The sequence below is a fragment of the Wenyingzhuangia sp. IMCC45533 genome, assembly GCF_054111225.1.
Window position 1 is genome coordinate 196,126 of sequence record NZ_CM134197.1, and the last position, 21,555, is coordinate 217,680.

The window sequence follows — 21,555 nt, forward strand, 5'->3', positions numbered from 1 at the left end:
AAACCAGTAGAAGCGCTGAAAATCGTAGCCCTGAAAATCAAACAGTAACAATGCCGAAAGCTATAAAATTGCGAACAAGTCAGTGGAAACGAAAATTAAAAAGGAATTAGTAAAATCATTGAAACATAAAATAACTACGAAAATAAAGTTATAATTGCGTTTGTAGAAACGTAAAAGGTGAAGTGAAAACGTAGCTGCGGAACTTGCATATGCCAACACCGGCTAAAATTAATTTGGGCTTCTCTCCTTTCTCGAAGTTTTAGGCTTTTTTACTTTGCCACAAAAACCATTTACCTTATTTTTAACTCAAAAAATAATTAAATGGTTTTTGTTTAGTGGTTCTTCCGAATGGGCGTTGCTCATCTAACACCAAACTAATTTTAAGCCAAAACCGTTGTGTTTCATGGTGATTTTCCGCCGAAAATGTAGTTTACAATTCAAATACTTTTGAAATCAGTAGCGATGCTGACCTAATCGTAACTAGGAAAAGATTTAGTAGTAACGCCGAATTAACCTCAATCTCGAAAAAATTCAGTAGCAACGCCGAATTAATCGCAACCACGAAAAGATTCAGTAGCAAGGCTGAATTAATCACAACCACGAAAAGATTCTGTAACAACGCTGAATTAATCACAAATCCAAAAGTTTTAGAAGTAACGTCGAATTAATCGCAACCACGAAAAGATTCAGTAGCAAGGCTGAATTAATCAGAACCACGGAAAGATTCTGTAACAACGCTGAATTATTCGCAACCACGAAAAGATTCAGTAGTAACGCCGAATTAATCGTAACTATGAAAATCACGAAAACACAACAACGGCTAAACTTAATATGGGTTTTTCGGTTTTCTCGATGTTTTTGGCTTCTTTACTTTGTCCGCTTAAACTTATTTGATTAGTTTTAAATCGACGAAAGAAAAAACTATAAAATAAGTCTAAGCTAAGTGGCTCGTCCGATAATCTTCCGATTATCAACTCCCACACTAAGCTTAGCCAAAACAGTTGCCAGCAATTAAACGAAATCAATGACATTAGGAAAAAGTATTAGAATTTATTTAAAAGAAGGTAGTGTTACCGGAATCAAATTTGCTGAAGTTGTTAATCAGACAATTCAAGCACTTTCCTGTCCTAGAACAAAAATATCGGAATTAAATAAACACTTCTCCAAAGAGATAAACACACAAGGAGTTTATTTCCTGATTGGTTATGAGCAAGATACTTTAAAACAAATCGCTTATGTTGGAGAAGCTGAAAATGTTTGGGATAGATTGAAAAATCACGATTCTAAAAAAGACTTTTGGAACGAAGTAATTCTATTTACAAGTAAAGATGACAATCTAACAAAGTCACACATAAAATATCTTGAAAGTAGAATTGTTCAAATAGCAAATGAAACAAAAAGATATAGACTCAAAAATGGAAATAATCCGACTTTAAGCTCTCTTCCTCTTCCCGACCGAGATGCAATGGAGGAGTTTTTATCTAATATTAAAGTACTTACAGGAACGTTGGGTCATAAATTCTTGGAAAACCCGATTGCTTTTAAGAACATTCACGAGACTGAAATTGCATTAACAGCAACAACTGAAAATAATATAATTATAAATGCTACTGGAGATTTAGAACTGAATTTAAGTGTAAGCGGAATTGAAGCTAATGCTATACAAACAAACGAAGGACTTGTAGTTATTGAAAGTTCGAATGTCTCTAAAAATCCAACTAAAAATTATGGTTATGGAAATTTGAGAGATTCCCTAATAGCTGAAAATGTAATTCAGAAAAAACCAAACGGAGATTTATATTTTGCGAGAAATTATCTCTTTTCAAGTGCTTCAGCTGCGGCTGCAGTAATTCTCGGATATTCTGTTAATGGAAGAAATGTTTGGAAAAATGACAAAGGACAATCCATAAAGGAAATAGAGAAAAGTGAACTAAAATAACTGCTGGCAACAACGTATATAAAACATAGCTAAATAAGTACTAAATCGAAAGGTTTGTGCTTATTTACAAAGACCGCCAAATTTTTAATTTGGCTTTAAAACTGAAAAGTTAAAACAAAATATAAAAAATTGGCTCTGTGTTAATCCGAAAAGTTAGTGTCTTTTTGCACGCTACATTTCATACACAAGACCGTTGCCACCAATTAAAAAATGAACAAAAACTTAAAGAACATACTTATTGCAATTGGAATTCCGACTCTCTACGCAATAGTTTTAAGATTAGCTTTCGGAGTTAAAGATTGGAATGAATTGTTTTCTGTAATGTCAGTTACATTTCTTTTTCTTCTTCCAACAATAGTTGGTGCATTAACTGTCTATCTTTCCGACAAAAATAAAGTTCAAAAATTGTGGTATCGGATTTTCACACCTTGGATTCCAATAATTTTATTTCTCATAATCACACTTGCCTTGGCAATTGAAGGTTGGGCTTGTTGGTTAATGATTCTTCCCATTTTCCTAATAGCAGCATCAATAGGTGGATTAATTGGCGGTTATTTAAAGTTAAAAAGAAGAAATGACAGACTAAACATTTCGTTACTTATCCTTATTCCTTTTTTAATTTCACCAGTTGAACAGTTAATTGAAAAAATTCCAGGAACATATAAAGCTTATACATATATAGATATTAATTCAAGTGCAGAAAAAATCTGGGAAAATATAACAAGAGTTAAAACAATTGAAAAAGAAGAAGATACTGGATATTTGACAGAGTTTTTAGGATTTCCAAGACCTTTAAAAGCCGAATTAAATTATAATGGAGTTGGTGCTTATCGAGAAGCAATTTTTACAAACGGACTAATATTCAGAGAAACAGTTACAGAATATGAAGAAAATAAGAAAATGGTCTTTTCAATTAAGGCTAATACTTACGAAATTCCATCTACAACTCTTGACGAACACATTTTAATCGGAGGAAAATATTTTGATGTATTAAACGGAACTTATGAACTTGAAAAACTGAACGAAGGAAAATATCGTTTGCATTTATATAGTAATTTCAAAATGAATACAACTTTTAATTTTTATGCTGGTTGGTGGGGAAAAATAATAATGAAAGATATTCAAAATAATATTCTGAAAGTTGAAAAGAAACGAGCAGAAGAATAAAAAACTGGTGGCAACACCGTATATAATTTATTGCTAGTTCTAGCCTACTTACGAAAATTCTCGCGGATTTTCTATTCGGTTTGTATTTGCTAAATTAGGTGCTTAAAACACGCAACAAACCATATACAACAACGTTGTGTTTCATGGTGATTTTCCGCCGAAAATGTAATTTGCAAATCAAATATTCTTTAAATAAATAGTAACATCGACTTAATCGCAACCAGAAAAAGATTCAGTAGCAATGTTGAATTAATCACAACTACGAAAAGATTAATTAGCAATGTTGAATTAATCACAACTACGAAAAGATTAAGTAGCAAAGCCGAATTAATCACAACTACGAAAAGATTAAGAAGTAACGTTGAATTAATCACAACCGCGAAAAGATTCAGTAGCAACGTTGAATTAATTACAACCACGAAAAGAGTCAGTAGCAACGTTGAATTAATCGCAACCATGAAGAGATTTAGTAGTAACACTGACTTAATCGTAACAATGAAAATCACGAAAACACAACAACGGCTAAAGTTAATGCGGGCTTGATTTCTAATCCGATGTTTTGTGTATATTTACTGAGTCGCTAAATCCTTTTCGATTTAGCTTTAAACAACAAAATAAAAACTAAACAAAAAGGCTTCAGCTTAGTGCGTATCCGATAAATCAATGATTTATCTCCCCCACACTAACCTTAGCCAGAGCCGTTGTAAGTAATGCGAAAATCGAGCTAAAATTCAACATTTAAATTAAAAAAGCCAACCGCACAGTCAAGCACATTTCATTTTTCTCGTACCTCAAAAAATAAAAAGAGCTTGCCTTTTCCCACCACACACTTTTACGGAATGATAATTTTAATACTCATTTAGTGAGTATGTGAAAAATCTTAATTACATTAGTGAACTGAATTAAAAAAATTCAAAATGAACCGAATAAAAGAGGTTTTAAAACAAAAAGGAATAAAACAAATCTGGTTAGCTGAACAACTTGGAAAGAGTTACAATATGGTACACTCTTATGCCCAAAACAAACGCCAACCCAGTTTGGAGGACTTGTACAAGATTGCTGAAATCTTAAATGTTGGAATCAAAGAATTAATAATTGAAAGAACAGAACTTTAGATAGATTAAAAATTAATATGTCAAACATAGACCAAACCGACTTAACATTTTTTACAAACGAAGAAGGACACAGCCTATTAAGTAGGTTCAAATCAACCTTACGAGATACTCAACTCTTTGATGTTTTAGTAGGTTATTTTAGAATGAGTGGTTTCCATAGAATATATGAATCGCTAGAGCCATTAGAAAAAATCAGAATATTAGTTGGTCTGAATGTAGATAAAGATTCATATGACATCATAGCATATAATGAACAAATGTCAATGATGGATTTGGAATCTCATCAACGAACAAAAAAAGTTTACCAAAAAAATCTCAAAGAAGAAATTGAAGATGCAAATGAGAATGAAGATAAACTTGAATTAGGAATTAAAAAGTTTATTGAGTTTTTAAATACAGAATGCCAAGACCCAGAAATTGACAAAGCATATCACGGAAATGGAAAAAAATTAGAGATAAGAGCTTATCCTTCAAAAAATATTCACGCCAAAGTTTATATAGGAAAGTTCGAGCCAGATGATAGAGATTATGGTTTCGTAATTACAGGTTCAAGTAACTTTTCAGAATCTGGTTTAATTGCAAATCGAGAATTTAATGTTGAATTAAGAACTAAAAGAGACGTACTCTTCGCAGAAGACCAATTCAACAAATTATGGGCTGAATCTGTAGATATTTCAGAAGACTTTATTGATACAATAGAAAAGAAAACTTGGTTAAGCGAAAACATTTCACCTTACGAATTGTATCTAAAATTAATTTATGAATATCTAGAAGAAGATATAAACCTTGAAGATGAGTTCGACCCATTTTTACCTGATGGTTTTATGAAGCTTAAATACCAAAGTCAAGCTGCAATCCAATCCAAAAAAATACTCGAAAGGTATAATGGTGTCTTTTTAGCTGATGTGGTAGGTTTAGGTAAAACATTCATAACTGCCTTATTACTACAACAATTGATTGGTCGTACTTTAGTAATTTGTCCACCAGTTTTAAAAGATTATTGGAAAGATTCTCTTTTCGATTTTGGAATTAGAAGTTTTGAAGTAGAGTCGTTAGGTAAGTTACCTCACATTCTCAAAAAAGGAACAGAACGTTATGATTATATAGTAGTTGACGAAGCACATAGATTTAGAAATGAAGGAACACAAGCCTATGCAGACTTACTAGAAATTTGCACTAATAAGAAAGTAATTCTAGTAACTGCAACACCTCTGAACAATACGATTAATGATATTTTTGCTCAATTAAAGCTATTTCAATCACCAAAAAACTCGACTATTCCTGGAGTTCCAAATCTTGAAAAATATTTTGCAGGATTGAGAACACGTCTTAACAAAGTTGATAAGGCAGAACCAGAATACAAACAACTCATAAAAGAAATTTCAGACGATATTCGCAACAATGTGTTGCGTTATGTAATGGTAAGGCGTACTCGTAACGATGTTATGACGTACTTCAAAAATGATATGCAAAAACAAGGCTTGGTCTTCCCTACTCTAAATGACCCAAATAAAATTGTATATCAATATGAAGGAAATTTAGAGCATATCTTTAAATCTACCATTCAACAACTATTAGAATTTACATACGCTCGTTATACACCTTTATTATTTTATAAAGGAAACAAACAACTTTCTGAATTTGAAAAGCAACAACAACGAAACGTTGGTGGATTTATGAAAGGTATTTTAGTAAAGCGTCTAGAAAGTAGTTTCCACGCTTTTCGTATGAGTATTGGTCGATTTATTCAATCTTACGAGAACTTTATTGATATGTACAAGTCTGGGACAATATACATCAGTAAGAAAGTAAATGTCTATGACTTATTAGAAAATGATGATATTGATAGATTAGAAGAGTTAGTTAATGAAGATAAAGCACATAAATACAAATCTGAAGACTTTACAAAAGACTACATTGATAAATTAAATAAAGACTTATTAATTCTTGAATATATAAGAGATGTTTGGGCAACTGTAAACGAAGACCCAAAATTAGAGAAGTTCGTTAATGAACTTAAAACAGATAAAATATTTAAAAAGAATAAGCTTGTAATCTTTACAGAATCTAAAGAAACTGGTGATTATTTATATGAAGCTTTAATAGACGAATTTCCAGAACAGGTAATGTTTTTCTCTAGTATTGGTGGTAGACATAGTAATAAAACACTTTTATCAAATCAAAACGTTTCTAGAGATATTATTCAATGCAATTACGACCCTAATCGTAAAAAAGCAGACCAAGTTAATAACATAAGGCTATTAATAACAACCGATGTTTTGGCAGAAGGTATCAACTTACATCGCTCGAATGTACTTGTAAATTATGATTTACCTTGGAATCCAACAAGAGTTTTACAACGTGCTGGACGTGTTAATCGTTTAGGTAGCACGTTCCCATTTGTATATATCTACAACTTTTTCCCAACAACGCATTCCGATGCTCATTTGGGTTTAGAAATAAATATCACAAACAAGATTCAAATGTTTCACGATATTTTAGGAGAAGATGCCAAATATTTAAGCGATGGTGAAGAATTTGGAAGTCAAGAGCTTTTCAACACTTTAAATAACAAAAAAGCATATTCAGGTGAAGATGAAGTTGGTGATTCTGAATTAAAGTATTTAGAAATTATTCGAGATATTCGAGACAATAATCCTGATGTATTTGAACGAATTAAAAATCTTCCAAAAAAGGCACGAAGTGGATTTGTAAATAAAGAGTTAGAGCTTCAAAAAATGATAACATTTTTTAGAATTGGTAAACTTAAAAAGTTCTATCAGTTCCAAAGTGGCAAATCTGATGAAGCAACATTTTTTGATGCTGTACAAGAATTAGAATGTAAACCGCAAACACCAAGAGGAAAAGTACCAAGTAACTTCTTCCCTATGTTGCAAACAAACAGAGCGAAATTCACAATTGACACTACTGCAAAAGAAGAAATAGGTGGTAATAGAGGTCGCTCAAATGCGAAATATATTGAAGACCGAATCATCAAGGATAAACTATTTAAAAACTTTAAAGGTTTCACAGAAACAGACGAAGAGTTTATTACAGCTGCAAAAACCACGCTCAAAGAAGGGAAAATGGCAAAAAAAACAGCTCAAATAGTCAAAAAAGAATTAGAGAAAGTTATTGAACCATTGCACGTTTTACAAGTATTAAGAAAGTATGGACGTATCAGAATGGATATCAACAAACAAAACAATAATAAATTCCAAAAAAGAGAAGTGATTCTTTCAGGATATATTACCAACAGTTAATTATGGATAAAAATTCTGCGATTAATCTTATAGATAAAACTTTTAATAAAGCGTTTGATGAAGTAAAGTTTACCAACTTCATTCAGAACTTATTGAACGATTTTGAAATAAAACCTTACAAAGCAAGTGGTAACACCATATGGGAAGACCAACGTGACCACATAAGTTATTACAAACGTATTGGTAAATATATCGACCCAGAAGGTGAGGCTTTAGATGTCCTTATTGTTCAAGTTAAAAACGTTTCAAAATTAGAAAGAGCACGTACTGCATTGAGAAATTTTGTAACAAAGCATCTCAATAATTTTGAAAAAGATTATGCGTTGATTGCATTTTACTCTAAAGAGGATGAAGGTTTTGACTGGCGTTTTTCTTTTGTAAAAAGAGAAATCCAAGCTTATATGGATGAAGAAACGCAAAAGGTAAAAATGCGTAAAGAATTTACACCTGCAAAGCGTTATTCTTTTATAGTTGGTGAATATGAAAAATCGCATACAGCTAAAACCCAGCTATTACCTCTTTTACAGAATATAGCAAATAATCCAACTATTGCAGAGTTAGAAAAAGCGTTTAGTATTGAACGTGTTACTGATGAATTTTTCGAGCAATATAAAAACCTCTATATTAAAGTCTACGAGCATTTTGATAAACAAGACGTATCCATATTTGAAGATGGTCAATTAGACGCTTCTGGATTTACCAAAAAATTATTAGGGCAAATAGTATTCTTATACTTTTTGCAAAAAAAAGGATGGTTAGGTGTACCAAAGAATGAAAAATGGGGAAAGGGAAAAAGAGATTTCTTGCAAAAATTGTATGACGAATCTTTAGATAATAACAAAAACTTCTTTAAAGATTATTTACAATATCTATTCTATGAAGCGTTAGCGAAAGAACGCAATAATGACAACTCATTTTATCCTCGTTTTAATGGTCGTATTCCATTTTTAAATGGTGGACTTTTTGAAGCACAATACGATTGGAAAAATGCTAATATTTCAATCCCAACAGACCTTTTCAGAAACGATGAAAAAAACAAGTCTGGAGATATCGGAACAGGAATTCTAGATGTATTCGACCGTTACAACTTTACCATTAAGGAAGATGAACCTCTTGACAAAGAAGTTGCTGTTGACCCAGAAATGTTAGGGAAAGTCTTCGAAAATATGTTAGAGATTAAAGAACGAAAAAGTAAAGGAGCGTTCTATACACCTCGTGAAATTGTACATTATATGTGTCAAGAAAGTTTGATACACTATTTAGATAATGCACTTAACAATTACAATAACGCCTATCAAGAAATTGGAAATGACCAAACCAATATGTTCGGTAACGAAGGTAATAATGGACAGCATTCCATTCAGTCAGATATAAACGAAATTCTTGTACCTAAAGAAGATATTGAAAAATACATACGTGAAGGTCATTTGGCATTAGAAAACGATGTACGTGTTGCAGAAAGAGGCGAAACAAAAACCTATCAATTTCAGTTATCAGAAAGTGTGCGTAACAATGCAGATGTTATCGATAAAAAGTTGACAGAAATACGCATTTGCGACCCAGCAATTGGTTCTGGAGCATTTCCTGTAGGCTTGTTACACGAATTGGTAATCGCTCAATTGGTTTTAAAACCACATTTAAGTTATACTTATTTAAATAATAAACTCATTGATTTTGGTTTCCAAGAACGTGAAAGTGTAAATGAAAGTCGTTATGTGTATCGACTTAAAAAACACATTATACAAGAAAGCATTTATGGAGTAGATATAGACCGTTCTGCCATAGATATTGCACGTTTACGCTTATGGTTGTCTTTAGTAGTGGATGAAGATGATTTTGAACCTATAGAAACATTACCTAACCTCGATTATAAAATTGTTTGTGGCAACTCTTTGATTGGAATGCCAGATGGCACAATGCGAGATTTAGAAGTAGAAAAAGAATTAGAAGGACTAAAAGAAGAATTTTATAACGTAACCAATGCTAGACGTAAAAAAGAATTACGAAACAAAATAAACACCAAAATTAGAGAGCTATTAGATACAGCTGAAATATTTGCAGGTTATAAAATAGATTTTGATTTTAAACTTTATTTTTCTGAAGTATGGAGAGAAAAAGGCGGTTTTGATGTAGTTATTGGAAACCCACCTTACGGAGCTACCTTAAGTAAGGTTCAAAAAAATAACTTTCGAAAACAATATCCTGATTTAGAATTTAAAATTGATTCTTATGAGGTGTTTGTCTTGATGTCTAATTCTTTAATGAAACATAAAGGATTGACCACTTACATTATACCAAGTAATTTAATGGATAACTTCTATAGTAAAAAAATTAGATTAAATCTTTTGAATAATGGTGTGAATGAGCTAATAGAATTAGATGACAAGGTTTTTAAAGGTGCGGTAGTTCATTCAATGATTGTCTCTTGGTCTAATCATAAAAAAGATAATTATTTGCTCAAATGTAAAGTAGGTTCTATTAGTAAAGAAAGTATTTTTTGGGGTTCGAAGGAATTTTTCTTGAAAGAAGACAACTGTTCATTTACATTAAGAAAAGTTGAGTATAAGGAGCTTTTAGATAAGATTTACGATAATTCTATTAAACTAGATAGTGTATTTAAAATAAAAGATGGTATTGATACAGGTAATAATAACAAGTATATCTCAAACGAAGAAATAAAAGGTTGGCAAAAATTAATTGGAGGAAAAAATGTTGATAGATGGAAAATTAAAGATTGGAGATATGTTGATTATGGTAGTCATCTTGCAAACCCAAGAGACCCAGAGTTATTTGAGAACGATAAAATTATTATAAGAGAAACAGGTGACAAAATAATTGCCACAATAGATAGAGACGGCTATTATGCTTTGTCGACTTTATATTCAGGTTTTTTAATTGACAAAAGATATACTCTAGAGACAATTTTAGCACTTTTACATTCTGAATTGATACATTTCATTATGGTTCTGTTAGCCTTTGGCAGAACAGAAGGAGCATTCACTAAAACTAGAATTTTTCATTATTACTCACTACCAGTTAGTAATTATTTAAATGATTATAAATCAGAATTAACAGTAATGGTTGATTACGTAATGTTTCTGATGAATGATGTAAATGATAGTTTAATATCAGATTATTTCACAACAGTAATTGATTCAGGTGTTTATGAAACCTTTTTTATAGAGTCATTTCATTCTGCTAATAAATCTATACTAAAACACCTTTCAGACCTAAAACCTATAAATGATAATATGAGAGATGAAGAAAAGCTAGGTATTATACAAAGTGAGTATGAGCGATTATATCATCCAGACCATCCTGTACGCTATGCTATCGAAACTTTAGACAGCATAGAGGAAGTTCGCATAATTAAAGAAGCTTTAAAATAGAAATAGATACTGAACTAAATACAACCATTGAATATAGATGAAAATAAAAACCATAATAATAAATAAATACAAATCGTTTCAAAAAGAAGAGACAATTCCTGTTGAATGTAAAAACATATTTATTTATGGTGAAAATGGTGCTGGAAAAAGTTCATTTTATTACGCATTAAAAGACTTTTTTCAATCGAGTGTTGAGCCTATTCAAATGTCTAGGCTTCGAAATATGTTTTTGGATGATGGTTTACTAGATTGTTCTATTGAAGTAGAATTTGATGGTGGAACTAAAAATGTGTTAAACGAAAATACCAAAGACACAGACATACCGTCAATAATAGATGCCAATCGATTAAAAAGTTTTATAACCTATAAACATCTATTAGCAGTTCACAATATTAAAATTGATAAGAAGATAAACGTATTTGATTTATTAGTTAATGGTATTTTGAAACACTACAAATCTTCTATTACAGGTGGTGTAGAGTTAGGTGAATTATGGAATGATGTGGTAACCGAAAGTAAGAAACCATATGGTAAAGGACAATCTTTCCATTACAAAAGACAGAAAAAAGCATCTGTAGAACGTAAAGCAATACGCTTTAATGCTGTTCTTAACGCTCTTTTCTTAAAACCAGGAGAAGGTGAAACTAATTTAAATTATTTAGCACCAAGTGTAAATCCTATTTTACAAAAGTTCATTCCTGAAATTGTAATAGAGTTTAAAAGGAATACAATTCAAGTAGATGAATCAGGAAACATTTCTGAAGCGAAAATACTATTAGAAATAGCTTTTAAAGGAGTAAATATAGATAACAGCAATCCGCAGTTTACACTAAATGAAGCAAAATTATCTGCAATAGCAATCAGCATTTTTTTAGGAACAATAAAAAAACAAAGTCCGTTTTCAGCAGATATAAAACCCTTGTTTCTGGACGATATTCTAATTGGATTAGACAATTCCAATCGCTTAAAATTACTTAAAGTATTAAAAGAGGATTTTCCTGATTTTCAAGTTTTTATTACGACTTACGATAGACATTGGTATGAGGTAGCAAAGCAAAATTTAGATAATTGGAAATTTATTGAGTTTTACAAAGGTGCAAATGGTCCAGAAATTAATACACACATAAAGACTTACATAGAAAAAGCGAAAATTTACTTTGATGCTTACGATTATCCTGAATGCGCAACTAATTTAAGAAAAGAATGTGAGCGTGTTTTTAAAGATAAACTTTTGGAGACATATACTTTTGGAGAAGGAATAAAATCTTACGTTAAACCTTTAAAACTAGAAACTCTTATAGATAGGTTAAAAACATATTACGAAGATTTAGGTTTAATTCCACCTAGTCAATTAATTTCTAGTCTCTACAATTATAAAACTATACTTTTTAATCCTTTATCGCATAATGATATCGATAGTCCGATTTACAAAAACGATTTAGAAAAGGCTTTTAAAGTAATTGAGGATTTACAAAATTTACAACTACCAACTCGGTCTTTGCTGATTAAAAAAGGAAGTGTTTTTAATTTGGATTTAGCAGCAATAAGTTATACTGCACAAATTGAAATTGCTAAAAACATTTATGAAGTTGACAATGACGGTACGAAAACAAAAAGTCCAATTGTAATCTTTTTTAAAGATTGGTCAAGAGAAGGAGTTCAATATGCAGTTCCAACAGGTATACCAGCTGAACCAATGACTATTAATGATTTATTAATTAAAATTAAGGAAAGTCCTTTTACAATTGAAAAAGCAACAAACGGATTAAATACAACATTTAGAGATAGAACTGTGCCTGAAATCACAGAAGAAGATATGTTACGAAATATGACATTATCCGGTAATATTCTTTTTGACATATTAAATCCGGTTTAGTATTGGAATTGAATACATGGAATTAATTGAAAGGAATATATGAATAAAGCCGAAGCTCAAAGCCATACACATTCGCAATTCGCTACAGCCAACGCTACGCCAAAAATTGCAAAAGAGTATGTCTTGCCAACGCTCACATTGGAACTAAATAATAAACATCGGAAAACCAAGCTGAACGTGAAGCACTACTTACAACAACGTGTATAAAACATAGCTATTATAGGCTTTCCGAGAGGGTTTTGCATATTTACAAAGTACGCCAAATATTTTATTTGGTTATATTTAGAAAAGAAAATTAAACATAAAAATAAAAAATTCGGCTCGTGCTAAATCCGAAAAGTTAGCGTTTATTTATACGCTACGTTTCATACACAAGACCGTTGTAAGTAATATGAAAGATTCAAAATCTAAAATAATTAAATTGACTACTGACAATGCTGAAATTATATTAGATTCTTTCATGAAAGATGATGTTTTAAAAAAAATACCTGTTTTAGGTAATCTTTATACTATATCGAAAGCTGGTTTGGATGTGAAAAACTATCTATTAATTAAAAAGATGCATGCTTTTCTTATAGAATCAAATAAGGTTAGTAAAACTGAAAAGGAAAAGTTTATTCAAAAAAAATTAGACACTGAAGATAAACGAGAAACTTTTGGAGAGAAACTTTTATCATATATAGATAAAATAGATACCACTCAAAAATCCAAAATAATGAGTTATTATTATACTGAGGTATTATACAACCGAATAACTCTTATCGAATACTATGATGCTTTAGAAAAAATAAATAATTTTAAAATTCATTATCTAGATCGTTTTATTGATTTTAGTTTGTTTTTTAAATGTAACCCTATCGAAAAGCACATAAAAAATCATTTTCATAATTGTGAATTAATAAATACGAAAGAAGAAAATCATAGTTTCAGTTACATCTGGAAAAGAACTGAAGAAATTAAAATTAATTATGAAAGCTTAACTAATACTGGACTGATCTTGATTAAACATTTAATTAAAAATGATTTTGATTTGATAAGAAAAAGGTACATAAACAATTCATTATCCATAAAAAAATTCAAACAAATAACAACAGAAGGACTTCTTTTAGAAAAAATAAGAATTGATGATTTTGAAATTATTCTAAACTCAATAGATATAAATTATTTTAATGAGATAAAACTATCCGACAAAAGCACTTTGGAATATGAAGAAGATTTTTATAAAGGAACTTATTACTCAACTAAATATGAATTTTATGTAGACTATTACATTGACGTAAATAATGTGGTTTTTCTATATGAAAATACTACTTACAACAACGCATAAAAGAAATGTGGGTTTTGTGGCTAACTTCGATGTTCTGTCCTTTTTTATTATGTCCGCTCATACTTATTTACTACTTTTAGTTCGATAAGAAACAAAACTATAAATAAGCATAAGCTCAGTTACTCGTCGATAATCTTTGATTATCAACTCCCACACTTCTCTTATGCAAACCGTTAACTTAAATAGCCCACTAATTCCGGTGGAATTAGGCGCAGGAATTTAAATTAACGGTAGGTAAACAAGTATTTCTCTAAAAAATCACTTAAAAAAAGCCCCGAGCTCGCAGCCGAAAATTTTTTGTCGACTTTTGAACTTTTTACTGTCGAAAATACGATTGAAAACACTTTAGCCAATCAAATAGAACGTGCCGAATTGTGCGCTGAAATTTGAAACTGTTTAGAAATGCAGAAACGTGTTGAAGACTTCGCAGAACTTAACCAATCTTGAAAATTTGAATCAGATCGAAATAGTTTTTACTAAACGAAAATATCAGAAGATGTTCCGAAGAGTTTGCCGAAAGTGAATAATACTGAAATTTAAATACACTGAAATATCTATAATCTGAAAACATGAACGATATTTCTATATAAGTTACGTGTTTGAAAAATCACTATTCTTTTGAAATTTTGAATCAAAATACTAAATTAAGTTAACAACAGCTATAATTAATACAGGCTTCACTCCTAGCCTCAAAGTTTGTGGCTGTTTTACTTGGTCACAAAAACCTTTATTGTTAGTTTTAATTTTAAAATTTAAAAACAAACAAAAAGGTTTTTGCTTTAGTCATAGTCTGACACTTTATTCTCTGTCCAACTCTGTACTAATCATAGCTAAAGCCGTTAACTTAAATAGCCCACTAATTCCGGTGGAATTAGGCGCAGGAATTTAAATTAACGGTAGGTAAACAAGTATTTCGCCAAAAAAATACTTGAAATAAAGCCCCGAGCTCGCAGCCGAAAATTTTTCACCGACTTTGGAATTTTGAATTGTCGAAAATCACGATTGAAAACTCTCTTAACAATCATATAGAAAGTGCCGAATTGTGCACTGAAATTTGAAACTGTTTAGAAATGCAGAAACGTGTTGAAGACTTCGCAGAATTTAACTAATCTTGAAATTTTTAATCAAATCGAAATAGTTTCTACTAAACGAAAATATCAGAAGATGTTCCGAAGAGTTTGTCGAAAGTGAATAATATTGAAATTTAAATACACTGAAATATCTACTATTTGAAAACATAGACAATTTCTTTATTAAGTTGCGTGTTTGAAAATTCACTATTCATTTGAAATTTTGAATTGAAATGCTAAATTAAGTTAACAACAGCTATAATTAATACAGGCTTCATTCCTAGCCTCAAAGTTTGTCGTTGTTTTACTTGGTCACAAAAACCTTTATTGTTAGTTTTAATTTTAAAATTTAAAAACAAACAAAAAGGTTTTTGCTTTAGTCATAGTCCGACACATTATTCTCTGTCTAACTCTGTACTAATCATAGCTAAATCCGTTACACACAAGCCGATGACCAAAATTTTCACTACAAAGAAACTTGAAAAAATCATTCATGAAAAAATTGAAAATAGTCATTTAACTGTTGAAAAAAATCTCGGAAATTGGAACGCAACAGTTTTACACATAGCGAAAAAGAAATGCATACTTATTTCGAATGCTGAAACATTTTTCTCGGTTATAATTCCTAGATTTTCTGTAAAAGATATTGACAAAATCGGCGACATGTTCATAGAAAATTTATATAATCAGTTACTGTATGAAAATATAAATATTGAATTTAAAACAATTTTCTCTATTATTGGAAACATAAGATTTTACTCGACAAATAACAACCGACAAATGACAGGTATTCTTAACTATAATGTTGAAAAACTAAATTATTTTAAATATGAATATCCTATTTTTAACTCTTCCGTAATCCGAGAAATGACTGAAAAACTTAACAAAACACCTTTCAAACAATTAAATTGGAAAGTACCGCATGAGGAAATAGTCACTATTTTAAATAAAATTGAAAAAGCCAGTGTGTAACAACGGCTAAAGTTAATGTGGGCTTGATTTCTAATCCGATATTTTGTGTATATTTACTAGGTCGCTAAATCCTTTTCGATTTAGCTTTTGACAAACAAATTAAAAACCAAACAAAAAGGCTTCAGCTTAGTGCGTATCCGATAAATCCTTGATTTATCTCCTCCACACTAACCCTAGCCAAACCGTTAACTTAAATAGCTCACTAATTCCGGTGGAATTAGGCGCAGGAATTTAAATTAACGGTAGGTAAACAAATATTTCTCTATGAAATTACTCGAAATAAAGCCCCGAACCCGCAGCCGAAAATTTTTCACTGACTTTGGAATTTTGAATTGTCGAAAACCACGACTGAAAACTCTCTTAACAATCATATAGAATGTGCCGAATTGTACGCTGAAATTTGAAACCTTTTAAAATATGGAAACGTGTAGAAGACTTCGTAAAAAGCAGCTAATCTTGAAAATTTAAATAAAACTGAAATAGTTTTTACTAAACGAAAATATCAGAAGATGTTCCGAAGAGTTTGTTGAAAGTGAATAATCTTGAAATTTAAATGTGCTGAAATATCTATAATCTGAAAACATGAACGATTTTTGTATATAAGTTTCGTGTTTGAAAATTCACTATTCTTTTGAAATTTTGAATCGAAATGCTAAATTAAGTTAACAACAGCTATAATTAATACAGGCTTCACTCCTAGCCTCAAAGTTTGTGGCTGTTTTACTTGGTCACAAAAACCTTTATTGTTAGTTTTAATTTTAAAGTTTAAAAACAAACAAAAAGGTTTTTGCTTTAGTATAGTCCGACACCTTATTCTCTGTCTAACTCTGTACTAATCATAGCTAAGGCCGTTGTGCGTAATTTAAGAAACCTCGTTACTCAACCAAAAACATAGTTCACTCATTATGACTTTTGTAATTAAAAGAACCGAATTATTTTCGAGAAACTAAATAACTGAAAAATGAAACTCTCGATTACTTTACTACTCTTATTTTTTTCCATTGCAACATTCGGACAAGAAACTAAATCACCAAAGAATTTGGAAAAAGCAGTTTCTTATCTTAATACTCACGCTTCTGATAGTATTAAAAGTCTAATAAAAATAAGTGGAAACGATACAATAAAAAAAATAAGCTATCCTTGGGGAGGTAAATACGAGACCATTTTTAATTGGACCGATAGAGATAATTACGGTTCAAGAATCGTAAAGTATTTGGACGACAAAGGTGTATCTCAACATCAGACAGAAATTATTTTAATTGCCTTTAAAGAATATCTAAACAATGGAAAATTTGACGAACAAAAGATAATTGAACCTTTTAAAAAATTAGAGTTAAAATGGAATGAGGAAGATAAAGTTAGATATACAATAGATAGCTTGAGAGGACATTACATTCCGAAAGACCTTGATGATGCAATAAACTCACTAAATAAAATTTATTCAGACAGCTTAAAAGTGGAAATTACCAAACTTGCCGAAAAAGATTATGTGAATGGAAATTATCGATTTGGGATTGGGTTGTGGATGAGGAATAACTGGCAACTTTGGGGAGGTTCTCGACTTTCCAAATTTTTTCGGGATAGTAAAATTGGTCATCCCGAATCAATGTCTGTTGTGATTTTAGAAAGTTTTTACCGTTCTTTAAAGAATGAAGATATAAGATTTGAGGAACAGGTAAAAGAATATGTAGAATGGGAAGAAAAAGCAAAAGCGAATGAATTAGAACGCGAAAAAAAAGAATTGGAAGAAAAGAAAGAGACATTCGCTGAATTTAATATTGGCGATGTTTTGGAGTTCAATTATAATTATGAATTTGCCAGCCAAAGTCAAGAAGATAAATGGATGGACGACACCTGTTTGGTTAAAGGAATTCTAATTGAGAAAGATGCTGAAAATTTAAAAATCAAAGTCAAGGTTATTGAAAGTTGTGATAGAAAAGGTATAGTAATTTACAATAATGATAACATTCGGATTTTGAATGAGGAAACAAAAAAATGGACTCGACCAGAGAAAAGAATAGTAAAGTATTTAAAGAAAGGAAAATCTGCGTGGTTTGAAATTGATGATTGGGATTTGGAATAAAAAAACTACGCACAACACCGTATATAGCTCATAGCTAATTAGTTGCTTAACCGAAGTTAAGGCATATTTGCAAAGTCTGCCAAATTTTTTAATTTGGCTTATTGAGAAAAAAAGATAATAAGAAAATTAAAAAATTCGGCTCGTGCTTAACCGAATAGTTATCACTAATTTGCACGCTACGAGCCATATACAAAACCGTTAACTTAAATAGCCCACTAATTCCGGTGGAATTAGGCGCAGGAATTTAAATTAACGGTAAATAGATAAGCGTTTCTCCAAAAATAGATTTAATAAGACCCCGAGCTCGCAGCCGAAAATTTTTTATACACTTTAGAATTTTAAGTTGTCGAAAATACGATTGAAAAGTCTCCCGACAATTAAACGAAACGTGCTGAATTGCGCTGAGATTTGAAACTGTTTAGAAATGAAACGCGTGGAAGACTTCGCAGAACTAAACTAATCTTGAAAATTTAAATCAAACTGAAATGGTTTTTACTGAATGAAAATATTAGAAGATGTTCCGAATAGTTTGCCGAAAGTGAATAATATTGAAATTTAAATACACTGAAATATCTACTATTTGAAAACATAGACGATTTCTCTACTAAGTTACGTTTTTGAAAAATCACTATTCTTTTGAAATTTTGAATCGAAATGCTAAATTAAGTTAACAACAGCTATAATTAATACAGGCTTCACTCCTAGCCTCAAAGTTTATCGTTGTTTTACTTGGTCACAAAAACCTTTATTGTTAGTTTTAATTTTAAAATCTAAAAACAAACAAAAAGGTTTTTGCTTTAGTCTTAGTCCGACACTATATTCTCTGTCTAACTCTGTACTAATCATAGCTAAAGCCGTTACACACAAGCAAAAAAACTGTAAAATCCTGAAATAGGTTGACTAAAAATTCATCTAATATTAGTCACTTATGGAAAGTAATCAAAAACAACACTGCCGAAAAAAAACGTACACCAAAGTAGGTTTTGAACTCAAATTATTCATCATTGATCAAATTCAAAACGGTCAAATTTCTACCAACTTTGCTGCTAAAAAATATAACGTTCCTAGATCTTCTATCGATTATTGGATTAAAAAATATTCTACCTTAGAGCAAAAGAAAAAAGCGATGAGTAAACAGGACGAAATCAAAAAATTGAAAAAGAAAATTGAAGAACTTGAATTCGTGAAAGATTTTCAACAAGACATCATAGCCGATATGGAAATCATCACTGGAGCCGAGTCGTCAAAAAAGTCATTGCCCAAAACATTAGCAGACGAGATTCAGAAAAAGAAACAAAACCGTTTAAAAGAAAATGGTTAACTCAATGTTTTGGGATTAGTAAACAAGCTTTCTATAAACGCTTGAAAAATCATCAAAAACAACTACATAACGAACAAATTATCATCAAGCTTGTAAAGGAATGTCGTAACAAAATTGGACAGTTCTTAGGAGCTAAAAAACTATATCATGAACTCAAAAACAAGTTCAAAAACCTTGGAATTAAAATGGGAAGAGATAAGTTTTTTACATTTCTAAAAAATCATAAACTACTGATTAAAAGAAACAAAAACTATCATGTAACCACCAATTCTAAACACTTATTTTACAAATACAAGAACTTAATTAAAGAAAAAGTACCCACTAGAGCCGAACAAGTTTGGGTAACGGATATCACATATATTAAAACAGATAAAGGACATGCATACCTAGCACTCGTTACAGATGCGTATTCTAAGAAAATTATGGGCTATAAGATCGATAACAACATGAAAACTCAGCTCTGCTTAGATGCCCTTAAAATGGCTATCAAAAACAGAAAGTATCCTAATCAAAAATTGATTCATCACTCAGATAGAGGTTTCCAATATTGTAATCCTAACTATACAAAATTTGCAGAAGACAATGGAATAATAATGAGTATGACCGAACAATACGACCCTTACGAAAATGCAGTTGCAGAAAGAATTAACAGAACCTTAAAATATGAATATGGACTAAAAAATGTCATAAAAAATCTTAAATTAGCAAAAATGATTACCAAAAAGGCAGTCAATATTTATAATAATCTTCGTCCACATTGTAGTCTTGATTTATACACACCAAAACACGTCCACTTAAATCAAAATATAAACTACAAATCGTACCGAAGAAACAAAAACAAACTGGAATTATTAACCTTTTAAATAACCAAAAAAGGTCAACCTATTTCAGGACAATACACAACCTACGCGAAACAAAAGAAACCGCGTTTAAAAAATAAAATAGTACGAATTGAACTTATCGCATAACGGACAATTTAAGAATGAAAACGCATCAGGGAATACAGACAATAAAACAACTCGAAAAGAGAAAAGGTGGTTATTATTACTTAAAACTCGATTCAGAAATAATAAATCAGTTTAGTAAAAAAAAAGCTACGAGAATGATTTGCACCATTGATGAAAAAATTTCTTATCGCTGTGGTCTGAATCATTTGGGAGACGGAAATTTTTATGTAATCATTGCTGGAAAATATCTTGAGGAACTAAATAAAGAAATCGGAGAAGAAGTTAATTACAGAATTGATGAAGACCCAGACCAATTAGGAGTTGAAATGCCAGAGGTTCTGACTGTTTTTCTTGAACAAGATGCGGATTCAAAAGTAATTTTCGATAAGCTAACAGACGGAAAAAAGAGAAGTTTAATATATAGTTTCGTAAAGCTAAAAAGACATTGATAAACAGATTAGAAATATAACTGACTTTTTAGCTAAAGAAAGGCAGAAAATGAAATAAAGTGCGGAAAAATACTGTGCCTAACAATGTATATAAAAAATAGCACAAGTAGTTGCTAACATAATGGTTTGGGCATTTTTGGAAAGTCGCCAAATTTTTAAATTTGACGATTTCCAATAAAAAAGATAAATAATAAAATTTAAAAATTCGGCTTGTGTTTATCCGAAAAGTAAAAGCTTATTTTCAGCGCTACTTTTCATATACGAGACGTTAACTTAAATAGCACACTAATTCCGGTGGAATTAGGCGCAGGAATTTAAATTAACGGTAAATAAGTAAGAGTTTCTCCAAAAATAGATTTAATAAGACCCCGAGCTCGCAGCCGAAAATTTTTCACTGACTTTAGAATTTTGAATTGTCGAAAATCACGTTTGAAAACTCTCTTAACAATCATATAGAACGTGCCGAATTGTACGCTGAAATTTGAAACTGTTTAGAAATGCAGAAACGTGTTGAAGACTTCGCAGAACTTAACTAATCTTGAAAATTTGAATCAGATCGAAATAGTTTTTACTAAACGAAAAATATTAGAAGATGCTCCAGAGAGTTTGCCGAAAGTGAATAATCTTGAAATTTGAA

Annotated in this window: 12 protein-coding genes; all 12 read left to right on the forward strand. The window is 30.8% G+C overall.

Going from position 1 to position 21,555, the window contains the following annotated elements; genetic code table 11:
- Positions 1–1,024 precede the first annotated feature (1,024 nt).
- The 12 genes from ACXGQW_RS00860 (at position 1,025) to ACXGQW_RS00915 (ending at position 20,918) form a co-directional block, all read left to right on the forward strand.
- The gene (locus ACXGQW_RS00860; protein ID WP_457823227.1) at positions 1,025–1,939 is read left to right on the forward strand and encodes a GIY-YIG nuclease family protein; all 915 of its coding nucleotides are present in this window, start codon (positions 1,025–1,027) and stop codon (positions 1,937–1,939) included.
- A gap of 210 nt (positions 1,940–2,149) precedes the next feature.
- Positions 2,150–3,106, forward strand: a complete 957-nt coding sequence (locus ACXGQW_RS00865; RefSeq protein ID WP_457823228.1) for a hypothetical protein — start codon at positions 2,150–2,152, stop codon at positions 3,104–3,106.
- Between the two features lie 917 nt (positions 3,107–4,023).
- Entirely contained in the window at positions 4,024–4,221 is a 198-nt protein-coding gene (locus tag ACXGQW_RS00870) for a helix-turn-helix domain-containing protein (protein WP_457823229.1), read from the forward strand.
- A gap of 17 nt (positions 4,222–4,238) precedes the next feature.
- Positions 4,239–7,484 carry an SNF2-related protein gene (locus ACXGQW_RS00875; RefSeq protein WP_457823230.1) on the forward strand — a complete coding sequence of 1,082 codons (3,246 nt, stop codon included), beginning with the start codon at positions 4,239–4,241 and terminating at the stop codon, positions 7,482–7,484.
- Between the two features lie 2 nt (positions 7,485–7,486).
- On the forward strand, positions 7,487–10,873 hold the full coding sequence (locus ACXGQW_RS00880; RefSeq protein WP_457823231.1) for an Eco57I restriction-modification methylase domain-containing protein: 3,387 nt from the start codon (positions 7,487–7,489) through the stop codon (positions 10,871–10,873).
- A gap of 37 nt (positions 10,874–10,910) precedes the next feature.
- Entirely contained in the window at positions 10,911–12,749 is a 1,839-nt protein-coding gene (locus tag ACXGQW_RS00885) for a hypothetical protein (protein ID WP_457823232.1), read from the forward strand.
- Positions 12,750–13,140: 391 nt separating this feature from the next.
- Positions 13,141–14,076: a hypothetical protein gene (locus ACXGQW_RS00890; protein ID WP_457823233.1), complete on the forward strand. Its 936-nt coding sequence runs from the start codon at positions 13,141–13,143 to the stop codon at positions 14,074–14,076.
- A 1,520-nt stretch (positions 14,077–15,596) separates the two neighbouring features.
- On the forward strand, positions 15,597–16,118 hold the full coding sequence (locus tag ACXGQW_RS00895) for a DUF6933 domain-containing protein (RefSeq protein ID WP_457823234.1): 522 nt from the start codon (positions 15,597–15,599) through the stop codon (positions 16,116–16,118).
- A gap of 961 nt (positions 16,119–17,079) precedes the next feature.
- Positions 17,080–18,201: a DUF6794 domain-containing protein gene (locus ACXGQW_RS00900; RefSeq protein ID WP_457823235.1), complete on the forward strand. Its 1,122-nt coding sequence runs from the start codon at positions 17,080–17,082 to the stop codon at positions 18,199–18,201.
- A 928-nt stretch (positions 18,202–19,129) separates the two neighbouring features.
- Positions 19,130–19,522 (forward strand): helix-turn-helix domain-containing protein, encoded by a 393-nt coding sequence (locus ACXGQW_RS00905; protein WP_457823182.1) that lies wholly within the window; start codon positions 19,130–19,132, stop codon positions 19,520–19,522.
- Positions 19,523–19,536: 14 nt separating this feature from the next.
- Positions 19,537–20,385 (forward strand): IS3 family transposase, encoded by an 849-nt coding sequence (locus ACXGQW_RS00910; protein WP_457824203.1) that lies wholly within the window; start codon positions 19,537–19,539, stop codon positions 20,383–20,385.
- Between the two features lie 119 nt (positions 20,386–20,504).
- A complete protein-coding gene (locus tag ACXGQW_RS00915; protein ID WP_457823236.1) occupies positions 20,505–20,918 on the forward strand; it encodes a DUF1905 domain-containing protein in 414 nt (137 codons plus the stop codon).
- The last annotated feature ends 637 nt before the right edge of the window (positions 20,919–21,555 follow it).

Bases quoted from the DNA above. Each gene is read 5' to 3' on its own strand.
- ACXGQW_RS00860 (WP_457823227.1), top strand. From the start codon at position 1,025: ATGACATTAGGAAAAAGTATTAGAATTTATTTAAAAGAAGGTAGTGTT.
- ACXGQW_RS00865 (WP_457823228.1), top strand. From the start codon at position 2,150: ATGAACAAAAACTTAAAGAACATACTTATTGCAATTGGAATTCCGACT.
- ACXGQW_RS00870 (WP_457823229.1), top strand. From the start codon at position 4,024: ATGAACCGAATAAAAGAGGTTTTAAAACAAAAAGGAATAAAACAAATC.
- ACXGQW_RS00875 (WP_457823230.1), top strand. From the start codon at position 4,239: ATGTCAAACATAGACCAAACCGACTTAACATTTTTTACAAACGAAGAA.
- ACXGQW_RS00880 (WP_457823231.1), top strand. From the start codon at position 7,487: ATGGATAAAAATTCTGCGATTAATCTTATAGATAAAACTTTTAATAAA.
- ACXGQW_RS00885 (WP_457823232.1), top strand. From the start codon at position 10,911: ATGAAAATAAAAACCATAATAATAAATAAATACAAATCGTTTCAAAAA.
- ACXGQW_RS00890 (WP_457823233.1), top strand. From the start codon at position 13,141: ATGAAAGATTCAAAATCTAAAATAATTAAATTGACTACTGACAATGCT.
- ACXGQW_RS00895 (WP_457823234.1), top strand. From the start codon at position 15,597: ATGACCAAAATTTTCACTACAAAGAAACTTGAAAAAATCATTCATGAA.
- ACXGQW_RS00900 (WP_457823235.1), top strand. From the start codon at position 17,080: ATGAAACTCTCGATTACTTTACTACTCTTATTTTTTTCCATTGCAACA.
- ACXGQW_RS00905 (WP_457823182.1), top strand. From the start codon at position 19,130: ATGGAAAGTAATCAAAAACAACACTGCCGAAAAAAAACGTACACCAAA.
- ACXGQW_RS00915 (WP_457823236.1), top strand. From the start codon at position 20,505: ATGAAAACGCATCAGGGAATACAGACAATAAAACAACTCGAAAAGAGA.